General features: G+C 61.0%; 23 protein-coding genes. 11 read left to right on the top strand and 12 right to left on the bottom strand.

Translation table 11 applies throughout. The annotated features are described in order from the left end of the window. Positions 1-43 precede the first annotated feature (43 nt). The 3 genes from CHH27_RS11845 to CHH27_RS28645 all read left to right on the top strand — a co-directional run bounded on the left by CHH27_RS11845 (position 44) and on the right by CHH27_RS28645 (position 3,777). Positions 44-2,326, top strand: a complete 2,283-nt coding sequence (locus CHH27_RS11845; protein ID WP_094071771.1) for a nitrate- and nitrite sensing domain-containing protein — start codon at positions 44-46, stop codon at positions 2,324-2,326. A gap of 269 nt (positions 2,327-2,595) precedes the next feature. After that, complete coding sequence (locus tag CHH27_RS28650; RefSeq protein WP_094071770.1) at positions 2,596-2,907, top strand: BA14K family protein; 312 nt, start codon at positions 2,596-2,598, stop codon at positions 2,905-2,907. Positions 2,908-2,991: 84 nt separating this feature from the next. Further along, entirely contained in the window at positions 2,992-3,777 is a 786-nt protein-coding gene (locus tag CHH27_RS28645) for a BA14K family protein (RefSeq protein WP_094071769.1), read from the top strand. A 148-nt stretch (positions 3,778-3,925) separates the two neighbouring features. Here CHH27_RS28645 and nqrF read toward each other — a convergent pair whose 3' ends face one another. Genes nqrF through CHH27_RS11805 form a run of 6 tightly spaced genes read right to left on the bottom strand, consistent with a single transcriptional unit; the run spans position 3,926 to position 9,771 of the window. Next, positions 3,926-5,146 (bottom strand): NADH:ubiquinone reductase (Na(+)-transporting) subunit F, encoded by a 1,221-nt coding sequence (gene nqrF, locus CHH27_RS11830; protein WP_094071768.1) that lies wholly within the window; start codon positions 5,144-5,146, stop codon positions 3,926-3,928. 12 nt (positions 5,147-5,158) lie between these two features. Then, entirely contained in the window at positions 5,159-5,767 is a 609-nt protein-coding gene (gene nqrE / locus CHH27_RS11825) for an NADH:ubiquinone reductase (Na(+)-transporting) subunit E (RefSeq protein ID WP_094071767.1), read from the bottom strand. Further along, positions 5,767-6,420 carry an NADH:ubiquinone reductase (Na(+)-transporting) subunit D gene (locus tag CHH27_RS11820; protein ID WP_094071766.1) on the bottom strand — a complete coding sequence of 218 codons (654 nt, stop codon included), beginning with the start codon at positions 6,418-6,420 and terminating at the stop codon, positions 5,767-5,769. The genes nqrE and CHH27_RS11820 overlap by 1 nt, the downstream gene beginning before the upstream one ends. Beyond that, a complete protein-coding gene (locus CHH27_RS11815; protein WP_094071765.1) occupies positions 6,420-7,232 on the bottom strand; it encodes a Na(+)-translocating NADH-quinone reductase subunit C in 813 nt (270 codons plus the stop codon). Before CHH27_RS11815 ends, CHH27_RS11820 begins: the two co-directional genes overlap by 1 nt. After that, entirely contained in the window at positions 7,225-8,424 is a 1,200-nt protein-coding gene (locus CHH27_RS11810; protein WP_094071764.1) for an NADH:ubiquinone reductase (Na(+)-transporting) subunit B, read from the bottom strand. The genes CHH27_RS11815 and CHH27_RS11810 overlap by 8 nt, the downstream gene beginning before the upstream one ends. A gap of 3 nt (positions 8,425-8,427) precedes the next feature. Next, a complete protein-coding gene (locus CHH27_RS11805; RefSeq protein WP_094074692.1) occupies positions 8,428-9,771 on the bottom strand; it encodes a Na(+)-translocating NADH-quinone reductase subunit A in 1,344 nt (447 codons plus the stop codon). A gap of 168 nt (positions 9,772-9,939) precedes the next feature. Here CHH27_RS11805 and CHH27_RS11800 point away from each other — a divergent pair, with 168 nt between their 5' ends. After that, positions 9,940-10,977: an FAD:protein FMN transferase gene (locus CHH27_RS11800; RefSeq protein ID WP_094071763.1), complete on the top strand. Its 1,038-nt coding sequence runs from the start codon at positions 9,940-9,942 to the stop codon at positions 10,975-10,977. Positions 10,978-10,995: 18 nt separating this feature from the next. Continuing rightward, on the top strand, positions 10,996-11,235 hold the full coding sequence (nqrM, locus tag CHH27_RS11795) for a (Na+)-NQR maturation NqrM (protein ID WP_094071762.1): 240 nt from the start codon (positions 10,996-10,998) through the stop codon (positions 11,233-11,235). 2 nt (positions 11,236-11,237) lie between these two features. On the opposite strand, the gene CHH27_RS11790 is transcribed toward nqrM, so the two are convergent. Continuing rightward, a complete protein-coding gene (locus tag CHH27_RS11790; protein ID WP_094071761.1) occupies positions 11,238-11,420 on the bottom strand; it encodes a hypothetical protein in 183 nt (60 codons plus the stop codon). A gap of 84 nt (positions 11,421-11,504) precedes the next feature. Here CHH27_RS11790 and CHH27_RS11785 point away from each other — a divergent pair, with 84 nt between their 5' ends. The 6 genes from CHH27_RS11785 (at position 11,505) to CHH27_RS11760 (ending at position 18,494) form a co-directional block, all read left to right on the top strand. Next, entirely contained in the window at positions 11,505-12,026 is a 522-nt protein-coding gene (locus CHH27_RS11785) for a CBS domain-containing protein (protein ID WP_094071760.1), read from the top strand. A gap of 486 nt (positions 12,027-12,512) precedes the next feature. Beyond that, positions 12,513-12,773 (top strand): DUF4212 domain-containing protein, encoded by a 261-nt coding sequence (locus CHH27_RS11780; protein ID WP_094071759.1) that lies wholly within the window; start codon positions 12,513-12,515, stop codon positions 12,771-12,773. 14 nt (positions 12,774-12,787) lie between these two features. Continuing rightward, a complete protein-coding gene (locus CHH27_RS11775) occupies positions 12,788-14,575 on the top strand; it encodes a sodium:solute symporter family protein (protein ID WP_094071758.1) in 1,788 nt (595 codons plus the stop codon). Between the two features lie 105 nt (positions 14,576-14,680). Next, on the top strand, positions 14,681-16,510 hold the full coding sequence (locus CHH27_RS11770) for a DUF294 nucleotidyltransferase-like domain-containing protein (RefSeq protein ID WP_094071757.1): 1,830 nt from the start codon (positions 14,681-14,683) through the stop codon (positions 16,508-16,510). Between the two features lie 50 nt (positions 16,511-16,560). After that, complete coding sequence (locus tag CHH27_RS11765) at positions 16,561-17,082, top strand: hypothetical protein (RefSeq protein ID WP_094071756.1); 522 nt, start codon at positions 16,561-16,563, stop codon at positions 17,080-17,082. Further along, a complete protein-coding gene (locus CHH27_RS11760) occupies positions 17,082-18,494 on the top strand; it encodes an exonuclease domain-containing protein (protein ID WP_094071755.1) in 1,413 nt (470 codons plus the stop codon). The genes CHH27_RS11765 and CHH27_RS11760 overlap by 1 nt, the downstream gene beginning before the upstream one ends. A gap of 21 nt (positions 18,495-18,515) precedes the next feature. Here the strand turns inward: CHH27_RS11760 and CHH27_RS11755 are convergent, their stop codons facing one another. From CHH27_RS11755 to CHH27_RS11735, 5 genes are read right to left on the bottom strand one after another with little or no spacing between them, the layout of a single operon-like run. Then, on the bottom strand, positions 18,516-19,940 hold the full coding sequence (locus tag CHH27_RS11755; protein WP_094071754.1) for a carnitine 3-dehydrogenase: 1,425 nt from the start codon (positions 19,938-19,940) through the stop codon (positions 18,516-18,518). Next, the gene (locus tag CHH27_RS11750; protein ID WP_094071753.1) at positions 19,937-20,701 is read right to left on the bottom strand and encodes an SDR family oxidoreductase; all 765 of its coding nucleotides are present in this window, start codon (positions 20,699-20,701) and stop codon (positions 19,937-19,939) included. Before CHH27_RS11750 ends, CHH27_RS11755 begins: the two co-directional genes overlap by 4 nt. A 2-nt stretch (positions 20,702-20,703) precedes the next feature. Further along, complete coding sequence (locus CHH27_RS11745; protein WP_094071752.1) at positions 20,704-21,621, bottom strand: 3-keto-5-aminohexanoate cleavage protein; 918 nt, start codon at positions 21,619-21,621, stop codon at positions 20,704-20,706. A gap of 9 nt (positions 21,622-21,630) precedes the next feature. Further along, positions 21,631-22,413, bottom strand: coding sequence for a carnitinyl-CoA dehydratase (locus CHH27_RS11740; protein ID WP_094071751.1), 783 nt, complete (start codon positions 22,411-22,413; stop codon positions 21,631-21,633). Further along, entirely contained in the window at positions 22,413-24,440 is a 2,028-nt protein-coding gene (locus CHH27_RS11735; protein ID WP_094071750.1) for an acetate--CoA ligase family protein, read from the bottom strand. The genes CHH27_RS11740 and CHH27_RS11735 overlap by 1 nt, the downstream gene beginning before the upstream one ends. Between the last annotated feature and the right edge of the window lie 3 nt (positions 24,441-24,443).

The following is a 24,443-nucleotide window of genomic DNA, read 5'->3' as shown; positions in this document are numbered from 1 at the left end:
GTTTCGATTGACGGTGAACTCCGGAATCACTCGGAGTGCCGCAATGCAGTCTTTCATGGCCAACCGGTCGCTGTCCTTCAAGCTTGCGCTTGTGTGCTGGGTGCCGGTGCTGGCGCTTCTCGTTATCAGCCTCCACGATTTCCATTCCGAATACCGAAGCTGGCAAAAGGCCCGCGCGATTGAAGAGGTTCTGGCCGTAGCGCCGACCCTTTCAGAACTGGTCCATAATCTGCAGCGCGAACGCGGTGTTTCAGCGGGTTATGTCGGCTCAGGGGGAAGTTCCTTCGGTGAAAATCTTGCGGATCTGCGTGCGGCAACGGATGCACAAATCGATGGCCACCTTACCGACATCAGCGTGATGGGCAGTGCTCTTGATTTTGCCGGATTTACGGCGCCCTTCGACCGGGCAGCCGAAAGGTTGCAGCAACTCGACGGCATGCGGACGCGGGTCGACGGGCTTGACGTTGAAGTTTCTGAACTTGCCGAGTTCTACACGACGACCATCGCAGAGCTGCTCGCGGCCATCGAAAACATGAAATTCGCGGTGGACAGCACCGACACCCTGCGGCCGATCAACGCCTATGTGAACCTGCTGCACGCAAAGGAGCAGGCCGGGCTCGAGCGGGCCATGGGATCCGTCGGTTTCAGCTCCGGGCGTTTCCTGCTCGACACCTATGAGCGCTTCCTGAGCCTGATTGCCAATCAGGAGCTTCTCCTGGCGCATTTCTCCAACCATGCGCCTTCTGAAGCTCTTGTGCTGTTGAACAATCACCAGAACAGCCAGGCTGAAAAGCAGGTCCGCGTTTATCGCGACATCGCCAAGGCGGCGCCCTTCGGAACTTCGGTCGCCGGTGTCTCAGCCTCCGACTGGTGGGCCGCCTCGACGAGCCGGATTGACGCGCTCTACGCGATCGAAAAGCGCCTGTCGCAATCCCTGCATGCACAGGCGCAGGCCGATGCCCAGAACGCGTTCCTGTCGCTGGCCTATCTGGCCACGCTGCTGTCGCTTCTCATTCTGGGCGCCACGATCACCTCGATCTGGGTCTACCGGGAAATCCAGCCGCCGATCGCACGGATCATCAAGTCCATGCGGGCCTGGTCGGAGGACAGGGAAGTGCCCGACCTGGAGGAGGCCGACCGGCAGGACGGCATTGGCGAACTCGCGCGCACGTTCAACGAGCTACGGACCCGTCTGGAATGGAACCGGGTCAAGGACGAAGAGCGGACCACGCGCGAGCGTGCTCAGACGCGCGAAATGAAATTGCTGTCCGATCTCAATGAATGGCTGCAGTCCAGCACGTCGACGCATGAACTCTACGAGATGATCGGCACCTTCATGACCAAGATGCTGCCGAATTGCAGCGGCAGTGTCTATGTCTACTCCAATTCCCGCGACGTGCTGGACGGCACATGTTCGTGGAACGGCGGCGTGCTGCATGAACATATCCGGCCGGGTGACTGCTGGTCCCTGAGGCGTGGGCGCGGTTATTCCTATCGTTCGCAGGACATCAAGTTCGCCTGCGAACACACCAAGCCCCATGACGAAAGCCCCTATACCTGCCTGCCGATCCTGGCTCATGGCGAAACCGTCGGCATGATGCACCTGACCCCTTATGGGAACATCTCCGAAGAGGACTTTTTCGAGAACTTCCGGGTTGCCCAACTGGCGGCGGAGCAGATCAGTCTGGCGATCGCGAACAGCAAGATGCGCGATCAGCTTCACCAGCAATCCATCCGGGATCCGCTGACGGGGCTCTATAACAGGCGCCACTTCATTGATGCGCTGCGATTGCGGCTGGAACAGTCCAAGCGGTCGGGCCAGCCCTTTGCGCTGGTCTCCATCGACGTCGATCACTTCAAACGCTTCAACGACAACCATGGTCATGATGCGGGTGACATGGTGCTGCGTGCGGTTGGCTCGACGCTGGAAAAAGAGTGCGACGGCGACGAAATTCCCTGCCGGCTCGGCGGCGAGGAGCTGATGCTGCTTCTGCCGGGCGCCGATGTCAGCCAGGCCGAAAAACGTGCGGAGCATATTCGCGCGGCGATTGAGCGGATCTCCGTTCGCTATGGCGAAAAGAACCTGCCCAAGGTCACCATCTCTGTTGGTATCTCCGTGTTCCCGGATCACGGATCGATCCCGCAGGATCTGATGAAGGTTGCTGATGACGCGCTCTATACGTCCAAGGCAAACGGCCGGAACCAGGTGACTGTTGCGTGCCTTTCAGATGAGGCGGATGCGTCCACTGCCGTCGACTTTGAAAAGGTTCGGCAGGAACTTGGCGAGCGCAAGGAGCAAAACCGGCGCTCCGGTGATCAGCAATAGACTGACAATACCTTGGGGAAGATCAGGGCGGCGGTTATCGAGCCCTGATCTGCCTTCCTGATCAGACGCGTTCGGGTTCCAGGGAGCGCCGTTGCCGTTAGGGCGGCGAATGGCGAGCTTCCCTTGCGACCCGTCAGAAAATCTCTTTCTTTCAGAGGCTTGTCTGGGACGTGTCGCGCGTCACAGGTCAAATCAGGTGTTCCTTCTTAGGTCTAGGTCACCGGCGGACGACAAGTCGCCGGTACCAAAACGAAAGAAGGATATTGATCATGTTTCGCAAGACCATTTTGAAGACCGCCGCTCTGGCCCTCATTTCCGCGACCGTTGCCGCCTCGGCCGTTTCCACCGCCTCCGCCGGCAATTACGGCTATGGCTACAAGCCGCACTACAATTCCAACAAGCAGCATGGCTACGCCAAGGGCCACCACAAGCGCCCGTTTGCGCATATTCAGGACCACATCTGGAAAAAACACGTCAGCTGGTGCCACAACCGCTTCAAGACGTTCAACACCTATGACAACACCTACCAGCCTTACAGCGGTCCGCGTGCCCAGTGCTGGTCGCCGTATATCAGCGGCTGAAGCAGCTGAAATTGCCGACAGCGCGGGTCCTTGAAAAGACCCGCGTCTCTCTCTCCATTCGTTTGCAGTGCAAGGGCGCTTGAAATGATTGCCAGGAAGATCTTCTCACACGTAACGCTGGCGCTGACTGTTGCCGCGCTTACGATCCCCCTCTCTGCCACCGCCATGGCAGGTGGATACGGCTATGGGAGCCAGACCGGCTGGAGCGGGTCCCAAGCCCATGCTCCCATCCGTCACACAACGCGCAAGAAGGTTTATGCCGGCAGCAACCGGCACCTGGCGTGGTGTTTCAACCGGTATCGCTCCTACCGGCTGATGGACAACTCGTTCCAGCCCTATCACGGTCCGCGCCAGGAATGCCTGTCGCCCTACGAGCAGGAACGGCGCGCGCTTTTTGTCGGCTATCCGGACCAGGCGCCGGAGATCCTGTTCCGGGACCAGGCGGTTGCAGGGGCTGAGCCGACAGAAGGCGATCCGTTCGGCAACCTGCCGGAAGGAACAGCAACGGGGGCCTTGAGGGCCGGCGGAGCTTCGGCGCAGGCAGACCGGTTCGGCAACCTGCCGGAACAGGCCGCGCTGGGGGCAGACCTTTCAGCCGGGAGCGAACCGGTTACCGAGGAAAAAGCTGCTCCTGCGCAGGTTCCGCAGCTCGTGGTCACTCCGAAGGACGAAGGCGAGGGGACACGCGTCGCGATACCTGAAGCACAACCGGGTCCGGCAGCAAACGGTTCCGCGGGCGTGCAATCCGATGCGGACGCCGGCAGCGCGCAGCCTGTTGCGCCTGCCACTGATGACCCATCAGCTTCGGCGTCAGCGCAGTCTGCGGCTCAGACGGAGGGCCAGAAAGGTCCGGACGCGTCCGGCAACTGACGCGCGGCAGGTTCGAGAGATCTGCACGAAACCACCATCACGTGGTGGTCTTTCCAATACCCTGGAAAGGGCCTGGCCCTTTCACATGAAAAAGCCTGGCGGTGGGTCTCCCAGCGCCAGGCTTTTCATTTGATCCCGGTTCGGTCTGTCAGCCGCCGAAGTCGTCAAGCATGATGTCTTCGCGGTCAACGCCCATGTCGAGCAGCATGTTGATCACGGACTGGTTCATGATGGGAGGACCGCACATGTAGAACTCGCAGTCTTCCGGCGCCGGATGGTTCTTCAGATATTCGTCGTAAAGGACGTTGTGAATGAAGCCGGTATAGCCGGTCCAGTCGTCTTCCGGCAGGGCGTCGGACAGGGCGACGTGCCACTCGAAATTCTCGTTTTCCGCTGCAAGCTGGTCGAAATCCTCAACGAAGAACATTTCGCGCTTGGACCGGGCGCCGTACCAGAAGCTGATCTTGCGCTTGGACTTGAGCCGCTTGAGCTGGTCGAAGATATGGCTGCGCATTGGAGCCATGCCGGCACCACCGCCGATGAAGACCATTTCCTTTTCGGTCTCGCGGGCGAAGAACTCGCCGAACGGACCGGAAATCGTGACCTTGTCGCCTGGCTTCAGGTTGAAGATGTAGCTCGACATCTTGCCGGGGGGGATGCCTTCGGTGCCCGGAGGCGGCGACGCGACACGGACGTTGAGCATGATGATGCCCTTTTCCTCCGGGTAGTTCGCCATGGAATAGGCGCGTTCGACCGGCTCGTCGACAACCGACTGATATTGCCAGAGATTGAAGCGGTCCCAGTCGCCGCGATAATCTTCCTCGACGTCGAAATCGGTGTATTTGAGCTGGTGGGCCGGCGCCTCGATCTGGATGTAGCCGCCGGCGCGGAAATTGACGTCCTCGCCTTCCGGCAGTTCCAGGACCAGCGCCTTGATGAAGGTGGCCACGTTCTCGTTGGAGCGGACCGTACATTCCCATTTCTTGACGCCGAAGACCTCTTCGGGAACCTCGATTTCCATGTCCTGCTTGACGGCCACCTGACAGGACAGGCGATCGCCACAGGCCGCTTCACGCTTGGTGATGTGGCTCTCCTCGGTCGGCAGGATCGAGCCGCCGCCGGAGAAGATCTTGACCCGGCACTGGGCGCAGGTGCCGCCACCGCCGCAGGCCGAAGGCACGAACAGTTTCTGTTCGGCCAGCGTTTGCAGAAGCTTGCCGCCGGCGGGAACCGAAATGGTTTTCTCGCCGTTGATGCTGATGTTGACGTTGCCCACCGAAACCAGCTTGGAGCGGGCCGCGAGAATGATCGTCACGAGCGCGAGCACGATCAGGGTGAAGAGCAGAATGCCCAGTCCGAATGTCGCCACGGAGCTCTCCTCTTACAGTTTGACGCCGCTGAAGGACATGAAGGCCAGCGCCATCAGACCCGCAGTGATGAAGGTGATGCCCAGGCCCTGGAGGCCGTCGGGAATGTCGGAGTATTTCAGCTTCTCGCGAACGCCGGCCATGGCAGTGATCGCCAGGGCCCAGCCGAAGCCGGACGAGAGGCCGTAGGTGACGGATTCGCTGAAATCGTAGTCGCGTTCCACCATGAACAGCGACCCGCCGAGGATCGCGCAGTTCACCGTGATCAGCGGCAGGAAGACGCCGAGCGCGTTGTAGAGCGGCGGGAAGTACTTATCGAGCACCATTTCCAGGATCTGCACCAGAGCGGCGATCACGCCGATATAGGAGATCAGCCCGAGAAAGGTCAGATCGACGTCGCTGAAACCGGCCCAGGACAGCGCGCCGGGCGCGAGCAGATAGGTCAGGATCAGGTTGTTGGCGGGCACGGTGATCGCCTGGACGATCATCACCGAAATGCCGAGACCGATCGCCGTCGAGATCTTCTTGGAGACCGCGATGAAGGTACACATGCCCAGGAAGAAGGACAGCGCCAGGTTTTCGACAAAGATTGCCTTAACGGCAAGGGAGACCAGCTGTTCCATCAGTGTGCGTCCACCGTCTGGATTTTGTATTCACGCTCTTCCACCTGACCGGGTTTCCATGTCCGGAACGCCCAGATGATCAGGCCGATAATGAAGAAGGCCGAAGGGGGCAGCAGCAGCATGCCGTTCGGGACATACCAGCCGCCGTTGTTCACGGTCGGCAGGACCGTCAGGCCGAAGAGGCTGCCGGAGCCGAACAGCTCGCGGAAGAAACCGACCAGCATCAGGATCAGGCCGTAGCCGAGACCATTGCCGACGCCATCGATGAAGGACGGGATCGGCGGGTTCTTCATGGCGAAGGCTTCGGCGCGGCCCATAACGATGCAGTTGGTGATGATCAGGCCGACGAAGACCGAGAGGGTCTTGGAAATCTCGTAGGCATAGGCCTTGAGAACCTGATCGACCAGGATCACCAGCGACGCGATGATCACCATCTGCACAATGATCCGGATCGCACCCGGAATGTGGTTGCGCAGCATGGAGATGAACATGGAGGAGAAAGCGGTCACGAAGGTCACCGCGATGGCCATCACGAAGGAGACCTGCAGCGAAGAGGTGACCGCGAGCGCCGAACAGATCCCGAGAACCTGAAGGGTGATCGGGTTGTTGTCGACCAGCGGATCGATCAGCATGCTTCTCTTGGTCTGAGCCATCAGATCTCTCCTGCTTTGATGTTTTCAAGGAACGGAGCATAGCCTGCTTCGCCCATCCAGAACCGCACGAGGTTGTCGACACCCACAGTCGTCAGCGTTGCACCGGCCAAGGCGTCGACATGGAAGTCCTCGCCCTGGGGCGGGGCGGTCTTGGCGACCGTGATCAGAAGATCGCCGCTGTCATCGGCCAGCTTCTTGCCGCGCCACAGCGATTTCCAGCGCGGATTGTCGACTTCCGCGCCGAGGCCTGGCGTTTCCGCATGGCTGTAGAACTGCAGGCCGAAGATGTCGTTGGCGTTTTCTTCCAGCGCAATATAGCCGTAAAGCGTCGACCAGAGGCCGTAGCCGTGGATCGGCAGGATCACCTTGTCGAGGCTGCCGTCTTCGTTGCGCAGCAGATAGACCGTCACGAATTTGGCCTGACGGCCGATCGAGGCCGGGTCGTCGGTCAGGGCGACGGAGGTTGCCGGATCGTCGGCCGCTGCGCGGTCGTCGAAGGTAGCGGCATCGAAGGCGTCGGTGAACTTGCCGGTGGCAAGCTCGAGCACATGCGGCTCGAACTCGGCGAACGCTTCGGTGATGTCCACGGAAGGATCATAGCGGCCGGCAACCTGCAGGATGTTGATCTGCTTGTCGCGGAGCTTGTTGACTTCCTGGATGGGCCGCAGCGCGACGGCTGCCGCCGAAACGACCATCGAGGCGACCAGGCAGAGGGCGACCGCGACGAAGACGGTTTTGGGAACGGAATCCGCCGGCAGGTCCAGGAAACGCCGGATGAACCCCTTGTTGTTGTTTCCATTCACGTCAGGCATTGCGCTTCGCCCTGCGTTTGATGTTTGCCTGCACCACGAAATAGTCGATCAAGGGTGCAAAAACGTTACCGAAGAGAATGGCCAGCATCATGCCCTCCGGGAAAGCCGGATTGATGACGCGGATCATCACCACCATGAAACCGATCAGGGCGCCGTAGATGTAGCGGCCGAGATTGGTGTGGGAGGCGGACACCGGTTCGGTGACCATGAAAACAAGGCCGAAGGCATAGCCGCCCACCACAAGGTGCCAGTACCAGGGCATGGCGAACATCGGGTTGGTGTCGGAGCCGATGACATTGAGCAACGTGGAAAAGGCGATCATCCCGCCCAGACAGCCGACGATGAGGCGCCAGTTGGCAATCTTGGTGACGAGCAGAAACACCAGGCCGATCAGGCAGGCGAGCGTCGAGGTTTCACCGATGCTGCCCTGCATGATGCCGATGAACGCGTCGAACCAGGTCAGGCCATGGGCCGCCAGCTGCTGGTAGCCGTCGGAAGCGCCGACCGAAAGGGCGGTCGCACCCGAGAAACCGTCCACCGGGGTCCAGATCGTGTCGCCGGACATCTGCGCCGGATAGGCGAAATAGAGGAAGGCGCGGCCGGTCAGGGCCGGGTTGAGGAAGTTCTTGCCGGTGCCGCCGAAGACTTCCTTGCCGATGACGACGCCGAAGGAAATGCCCAGCGCCACCTGCCAGAGCGGGGCGGACGGCGGCAGGATCAGGGCATACAGCATCGAGGTCACGAGAAAGCCCTCGTTGACCTCATGGCCGCGGACGGTCGCAAACAGCACTTCCCAGATGCCGCCGACAACCAGCGTTGTGATGTAGATCGGCAGGAAATAGAGCAGCCCGTGCATGAAGTTGGCAAACGGATTGGCCGGATCGAACCCGATCCCGAGCAGCTCGATGACCCAGGCGCGCCAGCCGGATGCGCCATGAACGGCGATGGCGGAATTGACCTGGAAGCCGACATTGTAGAGCCCGACGAGGATACAGGGGATCGTCGCGATGACCACATAGGTCATGATCCGCTTCATATCGACATAGGACCGGGCATGCGGTGCGGCGGTCGTGACCGTCTTGGGCGTATAGATGAAACTTTCCACCATCTCGTAGACGGGGAAGAGTTTCTCGTATTTGCCGCCCTTTACGAAATAGGGCTCGATACGGTCGAAGAAGTTGCGAAGGCCCAAGGATCAGCCCTCCTTCTCAATTTTGGTGAGGCAGTCGCGCAGCGCAATGCCGTATTCATACTTTGCAGGACAGGCAAATCCGACCAGTCCCAGATCCTCTTCGTCCAGTTCCAGGGCACCGAGGGCCTGGGCCTGGTCGGTGTCCATCACCAGAAGCGCGCGCAGGAGCTGCGTCGGCAGATAATCCTGGGGCATCAGCTCTTCGAAGGTCCCGAGCGGGACCATGGCGCGCCGGCCGCCATTGAGGTTCGACGTCAGCGCATAAAGCTTCTTGGAGAACGCGGAACCAAGCACCGGCTGGAACGCGAACTTGGACGGCATCGGCCGGATCCAGCCCAGCGGGATCTGCTTGTGATCTTCCTCGATCAGGGTGATCTGACGGGCATACCGTCCGAGATAGGCGCTCGGGCCTTCGCCCAGTCGGCCGCTCAGGATCGAGCCGGAAATCAGGCGAACCGGCGCGTCACTTGACAATTGTCCTTCGGAAATCTCTTCCATGGACGTGCCGAGGATGGTTCTGACGAGGCGCGGATTTTGGCACATCGGTCCGCACAGGGCGATGATCCGGCTCGGGTCGAAACGACCGGTCTCAAGCAGGCGGCCGATGGCAATGACATCCTGGTAGCCAATGGTCCAGACAGTCTTTTCGGAGGTTGGTACGTCCAGAAAATGGATGTGCGTGCCGGCAAGGCCGGCCGGATGCGGTCCGGAAAACTCGGCTGTTTCGACGCCTGCAACGTCGCGTCCGGGAATGGAGGCGCCGGAGGCGACACAGAGATAGGTCTTGCCCGCGCTCAGCGATGCAACGGCTTCAAGCCCCTTTTCAAAGGCGGCACCGGCATCTGCGATGATCACGGCCGGGTCGGCCGTCAGCGGCTCGGTGTCCGTTGCCGTGACAAAGATTGCTGCCGGTTTCGTGGATGGATCGGGAACCTTGGAATAGGGACGGGTCCGGAACGAGGTCCACAGGCCGGAGGCGCACAGGCGTTCGGTCAGACCTTCAGGGGTCGTCGCGTCGCCGACGCCGGAGAAATCCACGGGCTCGGCTGCGTCGGAGTCCACTTCGATCTCGACGCTGATCAGGACGCGCCGGGCGCCGCGATTGACGGCCTTCACACGGCCCGAGACAGGGGACGTGACCATGACGTCCGGTGTGTCCTTGTGGAAAAACACCGGAGCGCCGACACCGACCACATCACCTTCCTGTACCACCAGTCTCGGCTTCAGACCGACATAGTCCTCCGCCAGAACTGCTGCGGTTCCGGGCTCATATTCGCCACTGATCTCTTGAACAGGTGCCCCCAGCACAGGCAGATCAAGACCCTTTTTGAGCTTAAAGCTTTGCACGCATCTGGCCTCCAGAATTCGACAGCCCGCCATATGCTACGTTTTTGCTCCCGTAAAAAGCACTATTATGCCGGTTAGGGAAATTTTTTTGTTGAATTGCCTCTCGAAACAAATGAAAAGCGCCATGGACGCGACCCATGTCGCTCAGGATCTATCGGAGACGGTACCGTGGCTACTAACATCGTTTTCTCCCGGCGCAGCTTCATTCTGATGTCGCTGACGACCCTTGCCGCCTGTAAGGGCGGTTCGGAACTTGTCGAGCTTTCCGGCTCCACAATGGGGACCAGCTATTCCGTTACCGGCCTTGACCATGACCGCTCTGTCGACAAGGCGGCCTTGAAAACGGCGCTCGAAAAGAGCCTTGCCGACGTCAACGCGCAAATGTCGAACTGGGACGCAACGTCCGAAGTGTCGCGGTTCAACGCGTTCAAATCAACCGATCCGATGACCGTTTCGGAAAGCCTGGCCCGCGTGGTCAGTGCAGCCCGGGACGTCAATGCGGCCAGTGACGGTCAGTTCGACATCACGCTCGGCCCGGTGATCGAGGCCTGGGGCTTCGGCGCGAAGGGCAGCGCGCATGGTGCCACCCCTGATGCGGCTGTGCTTGCAGCAGCGCGGGACGTCGCCGGTCAGACCCATGGTCTTCAGGTCAGCGGTTCCCAGATCCGCAAGAGCCATCCAGACGCGGAAATCTACTTGCCCTCCATCGGCAAAGGTTTCGGTGTCGACCAGATGGCCAAGGTGGCCAGGGAGTTCGGCCTGTCCGATTTCATGGTGGAAATCGGTGGCGACATCTATGTGTCCGGCCGCAATGCCGACGGCATGAACTGGCAGATCGGCATCGAAACGCCGGATGCACATACCCGTCAGGCTTACCAGGTCGCAAGCGTGAGCAATCTCGGCATGGCGACGTCCGGCGACTACCGGAACTATTTCGAGAGGGACGGCAAGCGTTTCTCGCACATTATCGACGCCAGGACCGGCCAGCCGATCACGCACAAGACCGCGTCTGTCACCGTGCTTGCAGAAAACACGATGCTGGCCGATGCCTGGGCAACGGCGCTGCTCGTTCTCGGCACGGAACGCGGTCTTGAGATCGCCGATCAGCAGGACCTCGCGGTTTTGTTCATTGATCGCAGCGAAGAAGCGGGCGACAAGACGTTTGCCTCGATTTCCAGCCGCCGCTTCCAGGAGCTGCAGGCCTGATCACGGGAGCAAACTGACGTGGCGACCTTTGTCCTTGCCTTTGCCCTCTTGTTGACCGTCATCGTCGGGATGGCAGTTGGCGTGATGTTTTCAGGCAGGACGATCAAGGGCAGCTGCGGCGGTCTGAACGCGATTTCCGATGCGGATCACTGTGTGGTCTGCAGCAAGGAGATCGATCCGAACAGCCCGCTGCGCGACCGGCTCCAGTGTCCCCGAGCCCGCAAAATGCTTGCTGAAATGGAAGCCAAAGAAGCCTGAAATCAGGTCGCGGACACCGGTATGAACGCCACGATGCCCAGGCAGAGTGCTGCAATCACGCCAAACAGCCAGAGCTTCCAGCGCGGTCCCTCTTTCACCCAGACGCGGCGATACTGATAGCCCGCCAGACAGGCGAGCACGAAGAAGATCGTCGCGGTCAGGGGCGTCAGAAAAAAATCTGCCAATTTGGAGAGTTCCTTAGGCCGACATGTTTCGGTTAAGCTGGTCCTTGCCCGCCAGTGGCGAACAGTCAGCAAGGAGCCATTTACATGCCAAGCTCTTATCAGGCCCCCAGCCGGAAAGACAAGATGCAGGCTACGACGCATAGCCAGACAACAGAGTCGAATCTCACCCACGAGACGGCGACCGTTCGGAAAATTCTTGAAAAGAAGGGATCCGACGTCTTTTCCCTGCGGCCGCAGAACACGCTGCACGAGGCCGTGGTGATGCTTCGCGACAAGAAGATCGGCGCGGTTGTGGTGAAGGATTCGGAGGGCAAGTTGCAGGGCATCCTGTCGGAGCGCGACATCGTGCGCAGGCTGGCGGAGACGCCAGGCCAGACCTTGCCGCAACAGGTCGAGGACATCATGACCAAGACCGTCGAGGTCTGCCAGCCGGACGATGCCCTGATTTCCGTGTTGCGCAAAATGACCGCCGGCCGTTTCCGGCATATGCCGGTCGTCGACGATGGAGTGCTGGTGGGCATCATCACGATTGGTGACGTGGTCAACTATCGGCTGACCGAACTCGAATACGAAGCGCTTCAGCTGAAACAGCTGATCGTCGGTTGACCACGAAGGCTATCCAGCTGACCGGGCAGCTGCGAAGCCCGGTGTTCAGGTGCGCAGTCGTCGTCTCGACGGCTGCGTTTTTGCATCTGCCTTCCAGCGGTCTTGCCGTGCAACTGGTTGGATTTTCTGATTTTACAGGCTTTGATTGCAGTGTTGTTTTCAGTTAATTGCATCGAAACTTGCGTCATAATGGCAAGCTGCCTCTAAGTTTCGGTACGAAATTTGGGCTTGGCTTTGTAGCTCAAGTTTTTTACTTTGTTTTTCGTTGCGAAATTCATTCTTTTATTTTTGATTTATTGTATCAGGGTAAATACCTACCAATTGTTCGAAGTGTTTATAGACCTAAGTATTGCTATACGGAAGTAGTGCCTACCTAAGTAGTCTTGAATGCAGCGGTGACGCTGGTACTACACTGCGTTGCAGCAATCAGGTCGTGAGCAGAGTCACGCCTGACTGGAGGTAACGGGTTAGGGCGGAGGAGACTGCATGTCCGAAAAACCATCCAACAATGCATATTGGTCGGCCAATATGCGCATCATTTCGATCAGCCTCGTCATCTGGGCGCTGGTCTCGTTCGGGTTCGGCATCCTGCTGCGCCCGATGTTGAGCGGCATCGCTGTCGGTGGCACGGACCTGGGGTTCTGGTTCGCGCAGCAGGGCTCCATCCTGGTCTTCCTGGCGATCATTTTCTTCTACGCCTTCTGGATGAACCGGGTTGACCGGGAACATGGCGTGGACGAGGACTGAGGGGGCCTGAAACGATGGATCAGTTTACGATTAACCTGCTGTTTGTGGGGGGCTCCTTCGCTCTCTATATCGGCATCGCGATCTGGGCCCGGGCCGGGTCCACGTCCGAATTCTACGCTGCCGGCCGCGGGGTTCACCCGGTCACCAACGGTATGGCAACCGCCGCCGACTGGATGTCAGCGGCTTCCTTCATTTCCATGGCCGGCCTGATTGCCTTCACCGGTTATGACAATTCCACCTTCCTGATGGGCTGGACCGGCGGTTATGTGCTGCTGGCGCTGCTGCTTGCGCCTTATCTGCGCAAGTTCGGCAAGTTCACCGTGTCCGAATTCATTGGAGACCGGTTCTACAGCCAGACCGCCCGCATCGTTGCCGTTGTGTGTCTGATCGTCGCCTCGACGACGTACGTCATCGGCCAGATGACCGGCGTTGGCGTGGCCTTCGGCCGCTTCCTAGAAGTGGACAACACGACCGGTCTGCTGATCGGGGCCTGTGTCGTCTTCGCCTATGCGGTGTTCGGCGGCATGAAGGGCGTGACCTATACGCAGGTGGCGCAGTATGTGGTTCTGATCACGGCCTACACCATTCCGGCGATCTTCATCTCGCTGCAGCTGACCGGCAACCCGATCCCGGGTCTCGGCCTCTTCGGCGACGACGTTGCCTCCGGTGTGCCGCTTTTGACCAAGCTGGACCAGGTGGTGACCGAGCTCGGGTTCAACTCCTATACATCCCACCACTCCGACACCTTCAACATGGTGCTGTTCACCCTGTCGCTGATGATCGGTACGGCTGGTCTGCCGCATGTGATCATGCGCTTCTTCACGGTGCCGAAAGTGTCCGACGCTCGCTGGTCCGCCGGCTGGGCGCTGGTCTTCATCGCGCTGCTTTACATCACGGCCCCGGCCGTCGGCGCCATGGCGCGGCTCAACATCACCGAGATGATGTGGCCGAATGGCGGCATCAATGGCGGTGCGGTTGCCGTGGAGCAGATTGCAGACGATCCCAAGTATGACTGGATGGACACCTGGCAGAAAACCGGTCTTCTCGACTGGGAAGACAAGAATGGTGACGGCAAGATCCAGTACTACAACGACAAGAATGCCGAGATGCAGGCGCTTGCCGAGGAAAAGGGCTGGGTCGGTAACGAGCTGACCAAGTTCAACCGGGACATCCTGGTTCTGGCAAACCCGGAAATCGCCAACCTGCCCAGCTGGGTGATTGGTCTGGTGGCGGCCGGCGGTCTTGCTGCGGCTCTGTCAACGGCGGCCGGCTTGCTGCTGGCGATTTCCTCGGCGGTCAGTCATGACCTGATCAAGGGGGCGATCAACCCGGCCATTTCGGAGCGCAAGGAACTTCTGTCCGCGCGGATTGCCATGGCGGTCGCGATCGTGGTGGCAACCTATCTGGGGCTCAATCCACCAGGCTTTGCGGCGCAAACCGTGGCTCTGGCCTTCGGACTGGCTGCAGCCTCGATCTTCCCGGCGCTGATGATGGGGATCTTCTCGACCCGCATCAACAACACGGGCGCGGTTGCCGGCATGCTTGCAGGCCTGGTCGTGACCCTGGTCTACATCTTCCTGCACAAGGGGTGGTTCTTCATCCCGGGCACCAACAGCTTCACCGATGCTGACCCGCTGCTTGGCACGGTCAAGTCCACCTCCTTTGGTGCGATCGGTGCGGCGGTCAACTTCGTGGTGGCCTATATCGTGACCGGCATGACCAAGGAAACTCCGCAGGAGATCAAGGACCTGGTCGAAAGCGTTCGGGTGCCGCGCGGTGCGGGTGTTGCCCAGGCGCACTGACAAAGCTCCGGGGGAGGAGACTGACACCTCCCCCGACCTCCCAGACTTGTCCTGCCCGGTCCGCACCGGGCAGGATCTTTCGGTTTCATAAGCCAGGCCAAATTCATGACCCTGACCGCTGATCAGATCCTGAAGTTCCTGAAGACAGTGCATCCCTACGATGCGTTGCCGGAGACCGATCAGGAGGTGCTGTCGGGCCAGATCGAGCCCTGGCGGCTTGTGGCAGGCACTGTCGTCTACGATCTCGGCGACATGCTGCGCGGGCTGTTTCTGATTCATGAAGGCGGTGTCGAGGTTCGCGACGAAAATGGCGAAATCCTCAGCCAGCTGAGCCAGCGCAATTCCTTCGGTGAGCGCGGTCTCATGCTGGACGGCATTGCGGTGACTTCGGCACGGACGACCGAAGACACAACACTTCTGGTCCTGCCGCCGGATGTTTTCCAGGGCCTTATACGTTCGCAGTCAGCGGTCGCGCGGTTCTTCGACCGGGCCCGGAAAAACCAGGCGCGGGGCAATGAACTCGCCATGACGCGCGCCGCGACCCTGATGTCGTCGGCACCGCTGACGTGCCGGCCGGACGATACGGTTCAGTTTGCCGCCAGCGTCATGCGCGACAATCATGTGTCCTCACTTTGTGTGACAGGCGCCGATGCAGCCCTGACCGGCATCGTGACGATCCGGGATCTGTCCGGAAAGGTGCTGGCGGAAGGGCGCAGTCCGGAAACACCCGTCAGCGCCGTCATGACGGCCGATCCGGTGACGTTGCCGCCTTCGGCGATCGGGTCCGACGTGCTGCACCTGATGATGGAGCGGCGGATCGGGCATGTGCCGATTGTCGAAGCCGGGCGGCTTGCCGGCATCGTAACAAAAACCGACCTGACAACGTTCCAGGCGGTCAGTTCGGCTGAACTGGTTGGCGAGATCTCCCGCTGCGACAGCGCGCAGGAGATTGCCAGGGTGACCGCCCGCATTCCGAAGCTGCTGGTGCAGCTTGTGGCCGGTGGCAGCCGCCATGAAGTGGTGACTCGTTTGATCACCGATATCGCGGACACGGCAACCCGCCGGCTTCTGGCGCTTGCCGAGGAAACACTCGGACCGCCGCCGGTTCCCTATCTCTGGCTCGCCTGTGGTTCGCAGGGCCGGCAGGAACAGACCGGCGTGAGCGATCAGGACAATTGTCTGTTCCTGGATGACAGCGTGACGGAAGCCGATCAGACCGGCTATTTTGCCGAGCTTGCCCGCTTGGTCACGGACGGGCTGAACACCTGCGGCTATGTCTATTGTCCCGGTGACATGATGGCGACGAACCCGCGCTGGTGCCAGCCGATGCGGGTCTGGAAAAGTTACTTCGAGGGCTGGATCGCAAAGCCGAACCCGGAAGCGCAGATGCTCAGTTCGGTGATGTTCGATCTCAGGCCCATTGGAGGCGACAAAAGCCTTTTTGAAAACCTGCAGGATCAAACGCTGAAAGCGGCCAGCGAGAATTCGATCTTCGTGGCCCACATGATCAGCAATTCGCTGAAACACACGCCGCCGCTCAATCTCTTGAGGGGTCTTGCAACGATCCGCTCGGGCGAAAACAAGAATACGCTGGACCTGAAACATAATGGCGTTGTGCCGGTGGTCGATCTTGCCAGGATCTACGCTTTGCGCGGACAGATCGGTGTGGTCAACACGCGGGCCCGCCTGGAGGAAGCGCGCGAGACGGGGCAGCTGAGCCAATCCGGTGCGGGCGATCTTCTGGATGCCTATGATCTGATTGCCGAAACACGGCTGCTGCACCAGGCCAACCTGGTCAAGCAGGGGGCGGCACCAGACAATTTCCTGCAACCGTCGACGCTTTCCGATTTTGAGCGGAGTCATTTGCGGGACGCGTTTGTTGTGGTCAAGACAATGCAGTCGGCCGTCGGCCATGGACGCGGCATGCTGAGCTAGGCGGACAGGACAGCGCCCGGAGCGCGGGCCGAAACCGCCGGGAGGAAACGATGTTTGTGGAACTGATCGCAACGCTGGTTGCCGGACTGGCAGGGGCCGGGCTGGTGATGCTGCTCAACCGGCTTCTGGGCGGGCGCTTGCCAAGGTGGTTTGCGCCCGTTGCCGCCGGGGCGGCCATGATCGTAACGACGATTGCCAATGAATATGGCTGGTATGACCGGACGCGGCAGTCGCTGCCGGCAGAGGTGGTCGTGGCTCAAACCGTCGAGAGCCAGGCCTTCTACCGTCCCTGGACCTATATCGTACCGTTCGTCGAAAGATTTGTCGCCATCGACATGGCGTCGCTTCAGACACATCCCGAGCAACCCGGATTGCGACTGGTCGAGGCCTATTTCTTCGGGCGCTGGTCACCGGTCAACAAACTTCCGGTGATTGCGGACTGCACGGAACTGCGCCGGGCCGCTCTTGTGGACGGGGTCAATTTCGAGGCCGCGGGTGAGGTGACCGGGATCACCTGGACGCATGTTTCGAAAGAAGATCCCATCGTTGCCACGGTTTGCGGGACTGGGTGATGCTGACCGGGGTCAATCTGCGGCTTCGCATCTTTCTTATGTTCGCAGGCGTCGCCGCCGCCAGCTGCCTGGTCGTTCTGGCCGCGCTATATGCCGGCTACAGGCGTAGCGACGAAACGGACATCGGCTCGGGTTTCCTCTTTGCCGGGATCCTGTCCGCCTTTGGCCTTTTGGCGATTCTGGTGGGGGTCTGGCTGCTCTTCGACGAAAATGTTGCCAAACCGATCAACCGTCTGGCAGCGGCCATGCGGACGCGCGCGCATGCCGATGTCGCGCCGGGGCTTGATCTGGAAGAAGCCCGCTATCTCGGAGATCTTGCTCCTGCCTTGCAGGCTGTCACCGGCCGGCTTTCGGAAATGTCGGACGAAACAGACGGGACTGCGGGCGAGGACACAACACGCTTGATGGCCGAACGAGCGCATCTGGCGCTGCTCCTGACGGAGATCCCCGTTGCGATCGTTCTGGTCAGCCCCGCCCACAGGATCATGCTCTATGACGGGCAGGCGGCCGATATTCTCGGCCAGGTGCAGGTGCCGCGGCTGAGTGCGTCGATCTTCGACTATTTTTCAAAAAACGATCTGCTCGACGCTTTCGCTCAGCTGGAGGGTAGCCGGAAAGAGGTTGATGTCAGTGTGCGCGGTGCTCGTGACAGGCTGACGTTTCAGTTGCGTCTCAAGAAACTCAGCGAAGCTTCGGGTTACATGATCCTGATCGACGGCGCCGATGCCCGTTTGGCGCCGGAGGCGGCCCGGCCGCTGATCTTCGATTTCGATCTGTCTGAACGCGGCAGCGAACGGGCCATCGAAAACATGCCGCTGAAGGACCTGACCTTCGCCGTCTTCGATACGGAAACGACCGGACTGATGCCGAACAAGGACGAAATCGTCCAGATCGGTGCCGTTCGTGTGGTCAATGGCCGGATCGTGGAGGGCGAGGCACTGGACCAGCTGGTCAATCCCGGCCGGCCGATACCGCCTGCCTCAACGAAAGTTCACGGCATCTTTGACGAGATGGTCGCCGATGCACCGGAGCCGGCGGTCGCGGTCGCGCATTTCCACGATTTTGCCCGGGAGGCGGTGATCGTCGCCCACAACGCACCGTTCGACATGGCTTTCCTGCAGAAACACGGGCGGCGCTCCGGCCTGGCCTGGGATCACCCGATCCTCGACACGGTGCTGCTTTCGGCGGTGGTGTTCGGCACCAACGAGGAACATACGCTGGACGCCCTGTGTGCCAGGTTGGGTGTGACAATCCCGGAGCAACTCAGACACACGGCGTTGGGCGATGCCTATGCCACAGCTGAAGCCCTGTGCCGCCTGCTGCCGATCCTGTCGTCACAGGGTTACGACACTTTCGGCGATGTCATTCAGCAGACGCGCAAACACGGGCGCCTGCTGAAGGATCTCAATTGACGTTTCGGCGGAGCGTTCCTTTCAGCCCCGCTGTCCGACATAACGCCCGGCGCCATCGGGCAGCGGCAGCGCGGCATGGGCCTTTGCAAAAGCCGTCAGCTTTTCCTCGACATCCGGTGTCGGCGGGCAGCTCGCCCGCGTTGTCAGATCGACATGGAGCAGCATGGTCTCCATGGTGGCAGCCACGTCGCCATCGCCGTTTTTCAGAAAATGGAACAGTTTCATCTTCTTGCCTTCGCCCTGAAGCACCTGCGTGGTTACGATCAGGCGCTCCCCCGCCTTGAGCTCATCCAGATAGCGAAGGTGGTTTTCAACGGTGAAGTAGCTTTTTCCCGAAGCGATATAGGCTGCATCCGCACCGATCAGCTCCATGAAACGGTCGGTGGCCGCCGCGCCGGCTTCCAGGTAGTGGGCCTCGTTCATGTGGTCGTTGTAATCGGTCCAGCTTTGCGGGATCTGGCGGTCCACGGTGACCGGCAGCTCGACCGGATCAGGGTTGGCGAGGGCCTGCTCATGGCGCACCAGGACAGCCCCGGCGCCGCTGCCGTTCTTTTTCAGGGCGCGCATCATGCCGACCAGATTGTCGTCGCGCAGACGCTCCAGTTCGCGGATGGTCAGATGGCCTGACTGGGCGTCCGATTGACCGGCGATCAGATCCACCAGCTCGTCGGTAAATTCCGGCACGTCCATCAGCTTGGTCCAGGGCCATTCCAGCGCCGGACCGAACTGGGCCATGAAGTGCTTCATGCCCGCTTCGCCGCCGGCAACGCGGTAGGTCTCGAAGAGCCCCATCTGCGCCCATCTGAGGCCGAAACCCATGCGGATGGCCTCGTCGATCTCTTCCGTCGTCGCGATGCCGTCCTTGACCAGCCACAGGGCTTCGCGCCAGACCGCCTCCAGAAAGCGGTCGGCAATATGGGCGTCGATTTCCTTGCGCACGGTCAGCGGGTACATGCCGATGGACCGGAGGATCTCCGCGGCGCGCCCGGTTTCGCCTGGATCTCCGACCAGCTCGATCAGTGGCAACAGATAGACCGGATTGAACGGATGGGCGACGATGGCGCGTGCGCCCTTTTCGCAGAGTTCGGAGGGTTTGAAGCCGGAGGTGGAGGAGCCGATGACGGTGGTGACGGAGGCGAGCTCGGTCAGGCTGCCAAGGACCTTGTGCTTCAGTTCGAGCCGTTCCGGCACGCTTTCCTGGATCCAGTCGGCGCCCTTTGCGGCGTCCGCCAGATCGGTGTGGAAGGAGAGGGTGCCCTCCTGTGGCAGGCGCTTGTCGTAAAGGGACGGCAGGCTGCGGCGCGCATTGGCCAGAACCTCGTTGATCTTGCGTTCGGCCTCCGGGTCCGGATCGAACACCGCCACGTCCCAGCCGTTCAGAAGAAAGCGGGCGGCCCAGCCGCCACCGATTACGCCGCCGCCGACGATACATGCTTTTTGGGTCATGGTGCGAGTGTCTCCGTGTGGCCGTCTATGGCCAGGATCTGGCCGGAAATGCGGGCGCCGGCATCGGATGCCAGAAAGTGAATGCTGCCGGCAACGTCGTCTGCCGTTACCCAGGTTCTCAGGGAAACGCCTTTGACATAGCTGTCGCGAATGGTGTCCTCGGTCTCACCGCGTGCCCTGGCTTCCATGGCAACGACCCGGTCCATACGCTCGCCTTCAACCGCGCCGGGGCAGACCGCGTTGACGCGGATACCGTGAGGCCCCAGTTCCATGGCGAGTGTCTTGGTGAGGCCGACAATGGCCCATTTGGCGGACGCGTATGGAGAGCGGAACGGATAGCCGTAAAGACCGGCGGTCGAGGAGGTCAGCACGATCAGGCCGTGGCCTTGCGCCTTCATCACCCTGGCCGCCCAACGGCAGGTCAGAAAGGCACCATGCAGATTGGTGGCAATGCAGCGCTGCCACTTGTCATAGTCCAGTGTCTCGATGGCCCCCGCAGGTCCGCCGGTGCCGGCATTGGCGCAGACCACGTCCACGCCGCCCCAATCAGCTTCCAGCGCCGCCAGAAACGCCTTCATGTCCTCTTCCGAGGTGACATCGGCAATTGCAGCGACCGCCCCCGTGTGAGCTGCGGAAAAGGCTTCGACCGCAACCGGATCGGCATCGCAGATGGCGACCGTGTCGCCATCTGCCAGAAACCGCTCGGCAATGGCGCGGCCGATGCCCGAGGCGCCGGCCGTGATGAGCACCCGCCGGCTCATGGTCAGGCCGCCACTGGTGCGCGCTTGGTGAGACCCAGTTGCGCGCGCACGGCGTCCGGGCCGATGATCCGGGCACCCATGCCTTCAACAACGCCGACGGCCTTTTCCACCAGCTGGGCATTGGTGGCCAGCACACCTTTTTCCAGAAACAGGTTGTCTTCCAGCCCGACACGGACATTGCCGCCGGCAAGCACTGCCGCCGCTGCATAGGGCATCTGGTCCCGGCCGAGGCTGAAGGCCGACCATGACCAGTCCTGCGGAATGGCATTGACCATGGCCATGAAGGTGTTGAGATCGTTCGGCGCACCCCAGGGAACGCCCATGCACAGCTGAACGAGGGCGGGGGAGGCAAGCGTGCCTTCCTGGACCAGCTGCTTGGCAAACCAGAGGTGACCGGTGTCGAAGGCCTCGATCTCGGGCTTGACGCCCAGCTCCGTCATCATGGCGCCCATCGCCCGCAGCATGCCCGGGGTGTTGGTCATGACATAGTCGGCTTCGGCAAAATTCATGGTGCCGCAGTCGAGTGTACAGATCTCCGGCAGACACTCACGCACATGGGCCATGCGTTCGGTGGCACCGATCATGTCCGTGCCACCTTCATTGACAGGGAGAGGCGCCTCGGTCGAGCCGAAGACAATGTCGCCGCCCATGCCGGCCGTCAGGTTCAGGACCACGTCGACATCCGCATCGCGAATACGGTCGGTGACTTCCCGGTAATGGTCCAGGCGCCGGGATGGAGCGCCGGTCTCCGGATCGCGCACGTGACAGTGAACGATGGCTGCGCCTGCCTTGGCCGCATCGATGGCGCTGTCGGCAATGTCCTTCGGGCTGCGCGGCACGTGCGGAGACTTGTCCTGGGTACCGCCGGAGCCGGTGACGGCACAGGTGATGAAGACGTCGCGGTTCATTTGAAGGGGCATTCTGGTCTCCTAACGGCCTTTCCAGACCGGATCGCGTTTTTCGGCAAAGGCGCGCGCGCCTTCCATCTGGTCCTCCGAGCGGTAGAGGGTTTCCACCGTCTGAAACTGGCTTCCGGTGATGCGGTTGAGCGCATCCTGGAACTTCATGTCTTCGGCTTCGCGCACGATCTCCTTGATCGCGGCATAGACAAGCGGCGGGCCGGAGGCGAGTAGCTCGGCCATCTTCCAGGCCTGGTCCATGAGGTCGGCCGCCGGATGGATGTGATTGATCATGCCCCAGCGCGCAGCTTCGTCTGCGTCGATCCAGCGGCCGGTGAACAGCATTTCCATGGCGATGTGATAGGGAATGCGCTTCGGCAGCTTGATGCTGGCGGCGTCGGCAACCGTGCCGGAACGGATCTCGGGCAGCGCAAAGGTGGCATGGTCTGCGGCCAGAATGATGTCTGCGGACAGGGCCAGCTCCAGCCCACCGCCGCAGCAGATGCCGTTGACGGCGGCAATCACCGGCTTGTTGAGCCCGCGCAGTTCCTGAAGACCTCCGAAGCCACCCTTGCCATAGTCGCCATCGACCGCATCGCCGTCGGCAGCGGCCTTGAGATCCCAGCCCGGGCAGAAGAATTTCTCGCCTGCACCGGTGACGATGGCAACGCGCAGCTCCGGGTCATCGCGAAAATCGGTGAAGACGTCGCCCATGATCCGGCTTGTCGCCAGGTCAATGGCATTGGCCTTGGGCCGGTCTAGCGTGACGGCCAGAATATGGCCGCGTCTTTCGGTCTTGACGGGACCTTCCATCAGTTTCCTCCCAGTCTCACCAGCGCATCGGCGGCGATGGCAAAGTCCCTGCCGCAGAGCAGGGGATTGATTTCAACTTCCTCGACCGGTGTGCTGCAGGCAAGCGCCTGGATGGCAAGAACGACAGAAACGATTGCTTTCATGTCGCAGGAAGGCATGCCGCGATAGCCCGTCAGCACGCGGCCGATCTTCAGCGTGGCGAGGGCTGTGCGGATGTCCTCTTCACCGACAGGCAGGATCAGCGAGACGCTGTCTTTCAGAAGCTCGGTCAAGGTGCCGCCGGCAGCAAGCGTCAGAACGTAGCCATGGGCCGGATCGCGGACGACGCCGATCAGGAGCTCGGCCAGCGTTCCGGTGACCATCTCTTCCACAAGGAATGTCGCCGTCGGCATTTTTTCGGCGGTTTCCTGAACATCGCAGGCAGATGTCAGATTGAGTGCGACAGCACCAGCCTCGGTCTTGTGGGCAATGCCGGTGCCCTTGAGCACAACCGGAAAGCCGATCTCCTCAGCAGCGCGTGCCGCCTCCTCAGAACTGGCGGCGTTGCGGCTTTTCGGAATTCTGAGCCCGTGTTCTGCAAGGAGCGCCTTGGCCTTGCTCTCGTCCAGAAGCTCCGGATCATTGACCGGGCCGGGCAGATGCACCGGGTCCGTCGGCAGAGGGCGCCCGAACAGGGCAGCGGCCTCGATGGCCGTAAGGGCTTCTTCGAAACCACAGAGCGGGACGATGCCCCGTGCGATCAATCCGGTTGCGATTGCCTCCGGCATCAGTTCCGGCAGGGAACTCAGGATGGCCATCTGGCGACCGGAGGCTTTCTGGGCGATTTCCACCGCGTCGAATACTTTCAGCCAAGCTGCGGGATCGCACCGGTCCTGCCGTGGAATGTCGAGAATGACGAGCCCGAGCGAAAGATCGCCCTGCATCATGGCCGTATAGCAGCGGCTCATGGCGGCTTTATCACCCCAGATATAGGTGTGATAGTCGAGCGGGTTGGCGAGCGCGACTTTGGGGCCGAGGGCATTGGTCAAAGCTGCGCGCTGGTTGTCGGTCAGCGCCGGGAAAGTCACGTTGCGGCCAACTGCGGTGTCGGCAATCAGGCTGGCTTCGCCCCCGGAACAGGACATGGACGCGATGTTTGCGCTCTCGAGCGGACCGGCGACATGCAGAAGTTTCAGGGTCTCCAGGAGCGCGGGCAGGCTGTCGACACGCGCGATGCCCAGGCGTTTGAAAAGGGCGTCGGAGCCGGCCGTGCTGCCGGCCAGCGATGCGGTATGTGACAGTGTGGCTGCTTGCGCTGCCTCCGATCGGCCGATCTTCAAGGCAACGACCGGTTTGCCGAGGGCATTGGCACGGCGCGAAAAGGCCTCAAAGGCCGCAAGGTCGTCCAGGCCCTCGATGTAAAGACCTATGGCCGTGACGCGCTCATCCTGAAGAAGCGCATCGCCGATGGCCGACAGACCGGTCTGTGCCTGGTTGCCGACCGTCATCAGATAGGCGATCGGCAGGCCGCGGGTCTGCATGGTCAGATTGAGGGCAATGTTCGAGGACTGGGCGATGATGGCAACGCCGGATTCCACGGGTGTCAGGCCATGCTGGTCTGGCCAGAGCGTGGCACCATCGAGCGCGTTCAGGAAACCATAGCAGTTCGGGCCAAGGATCGGCATCTCCCCGGCTGCGTCAACCAGGGCTGCCTGCAGGTCCGCACCATCGGCAAGCTCTCTCGTGGCCTCACTGAAACCGGAGGCGAAGCAGATCGCGCCGCCGGCCCCAAGACGCGCCAGGCTTGCCACAACCTCTATGGTGGTGTTCCGGTTGACGCCAATAAAGACCGCGTCGGGTGCGGAGGGCAGCTCGTCTGCCGAGCGGAAGGCCCTGACCCCGCCAATCTCGTCTCGGCTCGGATGGACGGGCCAGAGTGCACCATTGAAACCGGCTTTGCGGCATTCTCCGATGACGTTTTCACACCAGGTGCCGCCGCCGATGACGGCAATGGAGTTCGGCCGGAGCAGACGTTCCAGGGACCGCATGGA

It is taken from the genome of Labrenzia sp. VG12 (assembly GCF_002237595.1).
GTDB lineage: Bacteria > Pseudomonadota > Alphaproteobacteria > Rhizobiales > Stappiaceae > Roseibium.
This window is presented reverse-complemented; position numbering and strand designations above follow the sequence as displayed.

Excerpts from the sequence above, each read along its gene's own strand:
- CHH27_RS11750 (WP_094071753.1), bottom strand. The coding sequence starts at position 20,701 with ATGAGCCGGCGGGTGCTCATCACGGCCGGCGCCTCGGGCATCGGCCGC.
- CHH27_RS11820 (WP_094071766.1), bottom strand. The coding sequence starts at position 6,420 with ATGGCTCAGACCAAGAGAAGCATGCTGATCGATCCGCTGGTCGACAAC.
- CHH27_RS11735 (WP_094071750.1), bottom strand. The coding sequence starts at position 24,440 with ATGCGGTCCCTGGAACGTCTGCTCCGGCCGAACTCCATTGCCGTCATC.
- CHH27_RS28650 (WP_094071770.1), top strand. The coding sequence starts at position 2,596 with ATGTTTCGCAAGACCATTTTGAAGACCGCCGCTCTGGCCCTCATTTCC.
- CHH27_RS11745 (WP_094071752.1), bottom strand. The coding sequence starts at position 21,621 with ATGCCCCTTCAAATGAACCGCGACGTCTTCATCACCTGTGCCGTCACC.
- CHH27_RS28645 (WP_094071769.1), top strand. The coding sequence starts at position 2,992 with ATGATTGCCAGGAAGATCTTCTCACACGTAACGCTGGCGCTGACTGTT.
- CHH27_RS11815 (WP_094071765.1), bottom strand. The coding sequence starts at position 7,232 with ATGCCTGACGTGAATGGAAACAACAACAAGGGGTTCATCCGGCGTTTC.
- CHH27_RS11770 (WP_094071757.1), top strand. The coding sequence starts at position 14,681 with ATGACCCTGACCGCTGATCAGATCCTGAAGTTCCTGAAGACAGTGCAT.
- CHH27_RS11845 (WP_094071771.1), top strand. The coding sequence starts at position 44 with ATGCAGTCTTTCATGGCCAACCGGTCGCTGTCCTTCAAGCTTGCGCTT.
- CHH27_RS11760 (WP_094071755.1), top strand. The coding sequence starts at position 17,082 with ATGCTGACCGGGGTCAATCTGCGGCTTCGCATCTTTCTTATGTTCGCA.
- CHH27_RS11740 (WP_094071751.1), bottom strand. The coding sequence starts at position 22,413 with ATGGAAGGTCCCGTCAAGACCGAAAGACGCGGCCATATTCTGGCCGTC.
- CHH27_RS11755 (WP_094071754.1), bottom strand. The coding sequence starts at position 19,940 with ATGACCCAAAAAGCATGTATCGTCGGCGGCGGCGTAATCGGTGGCGGC.
- CHH27_RS11775 (WP_094071758.1), top strand. The coding sequence starts at position 12,788 with ATGGATCAGTTTACGATTAACCTGCTGTTTGTGGGGGGCTCCTTCGCT.
- CHH27_RS11785 (WP_094071760.1), top strand. The coding sequence starts at position 11,505 with ATGCCAAGCTCTTATCAGGCCCCCAGCCGGAAAGACAAGATGCAGGCT.
- CHH27_RS11780 (WP_094071759.1), top strand. The coding sequence starts at position 12,513 with ATGTCCGAAAAACCATCCAACAATGCATATTGGTCGGCCAATATGCGC.
- nqrE (WP_094071767.1), bottom strand. The coding sequence starts at position 5,767 with ATGGAACAGCTGGTCTCCCTTGCCGTTAAGGCAATCTTTGTCGAAAAC.
- CHH27_RS11765 (WP_094071756.1), top strand. The coding sequence starts at position 16,561 with ATGTTTGTGGAACTGATCGCAACGCTGGTTGCCGGACTGGCAGGGGCC.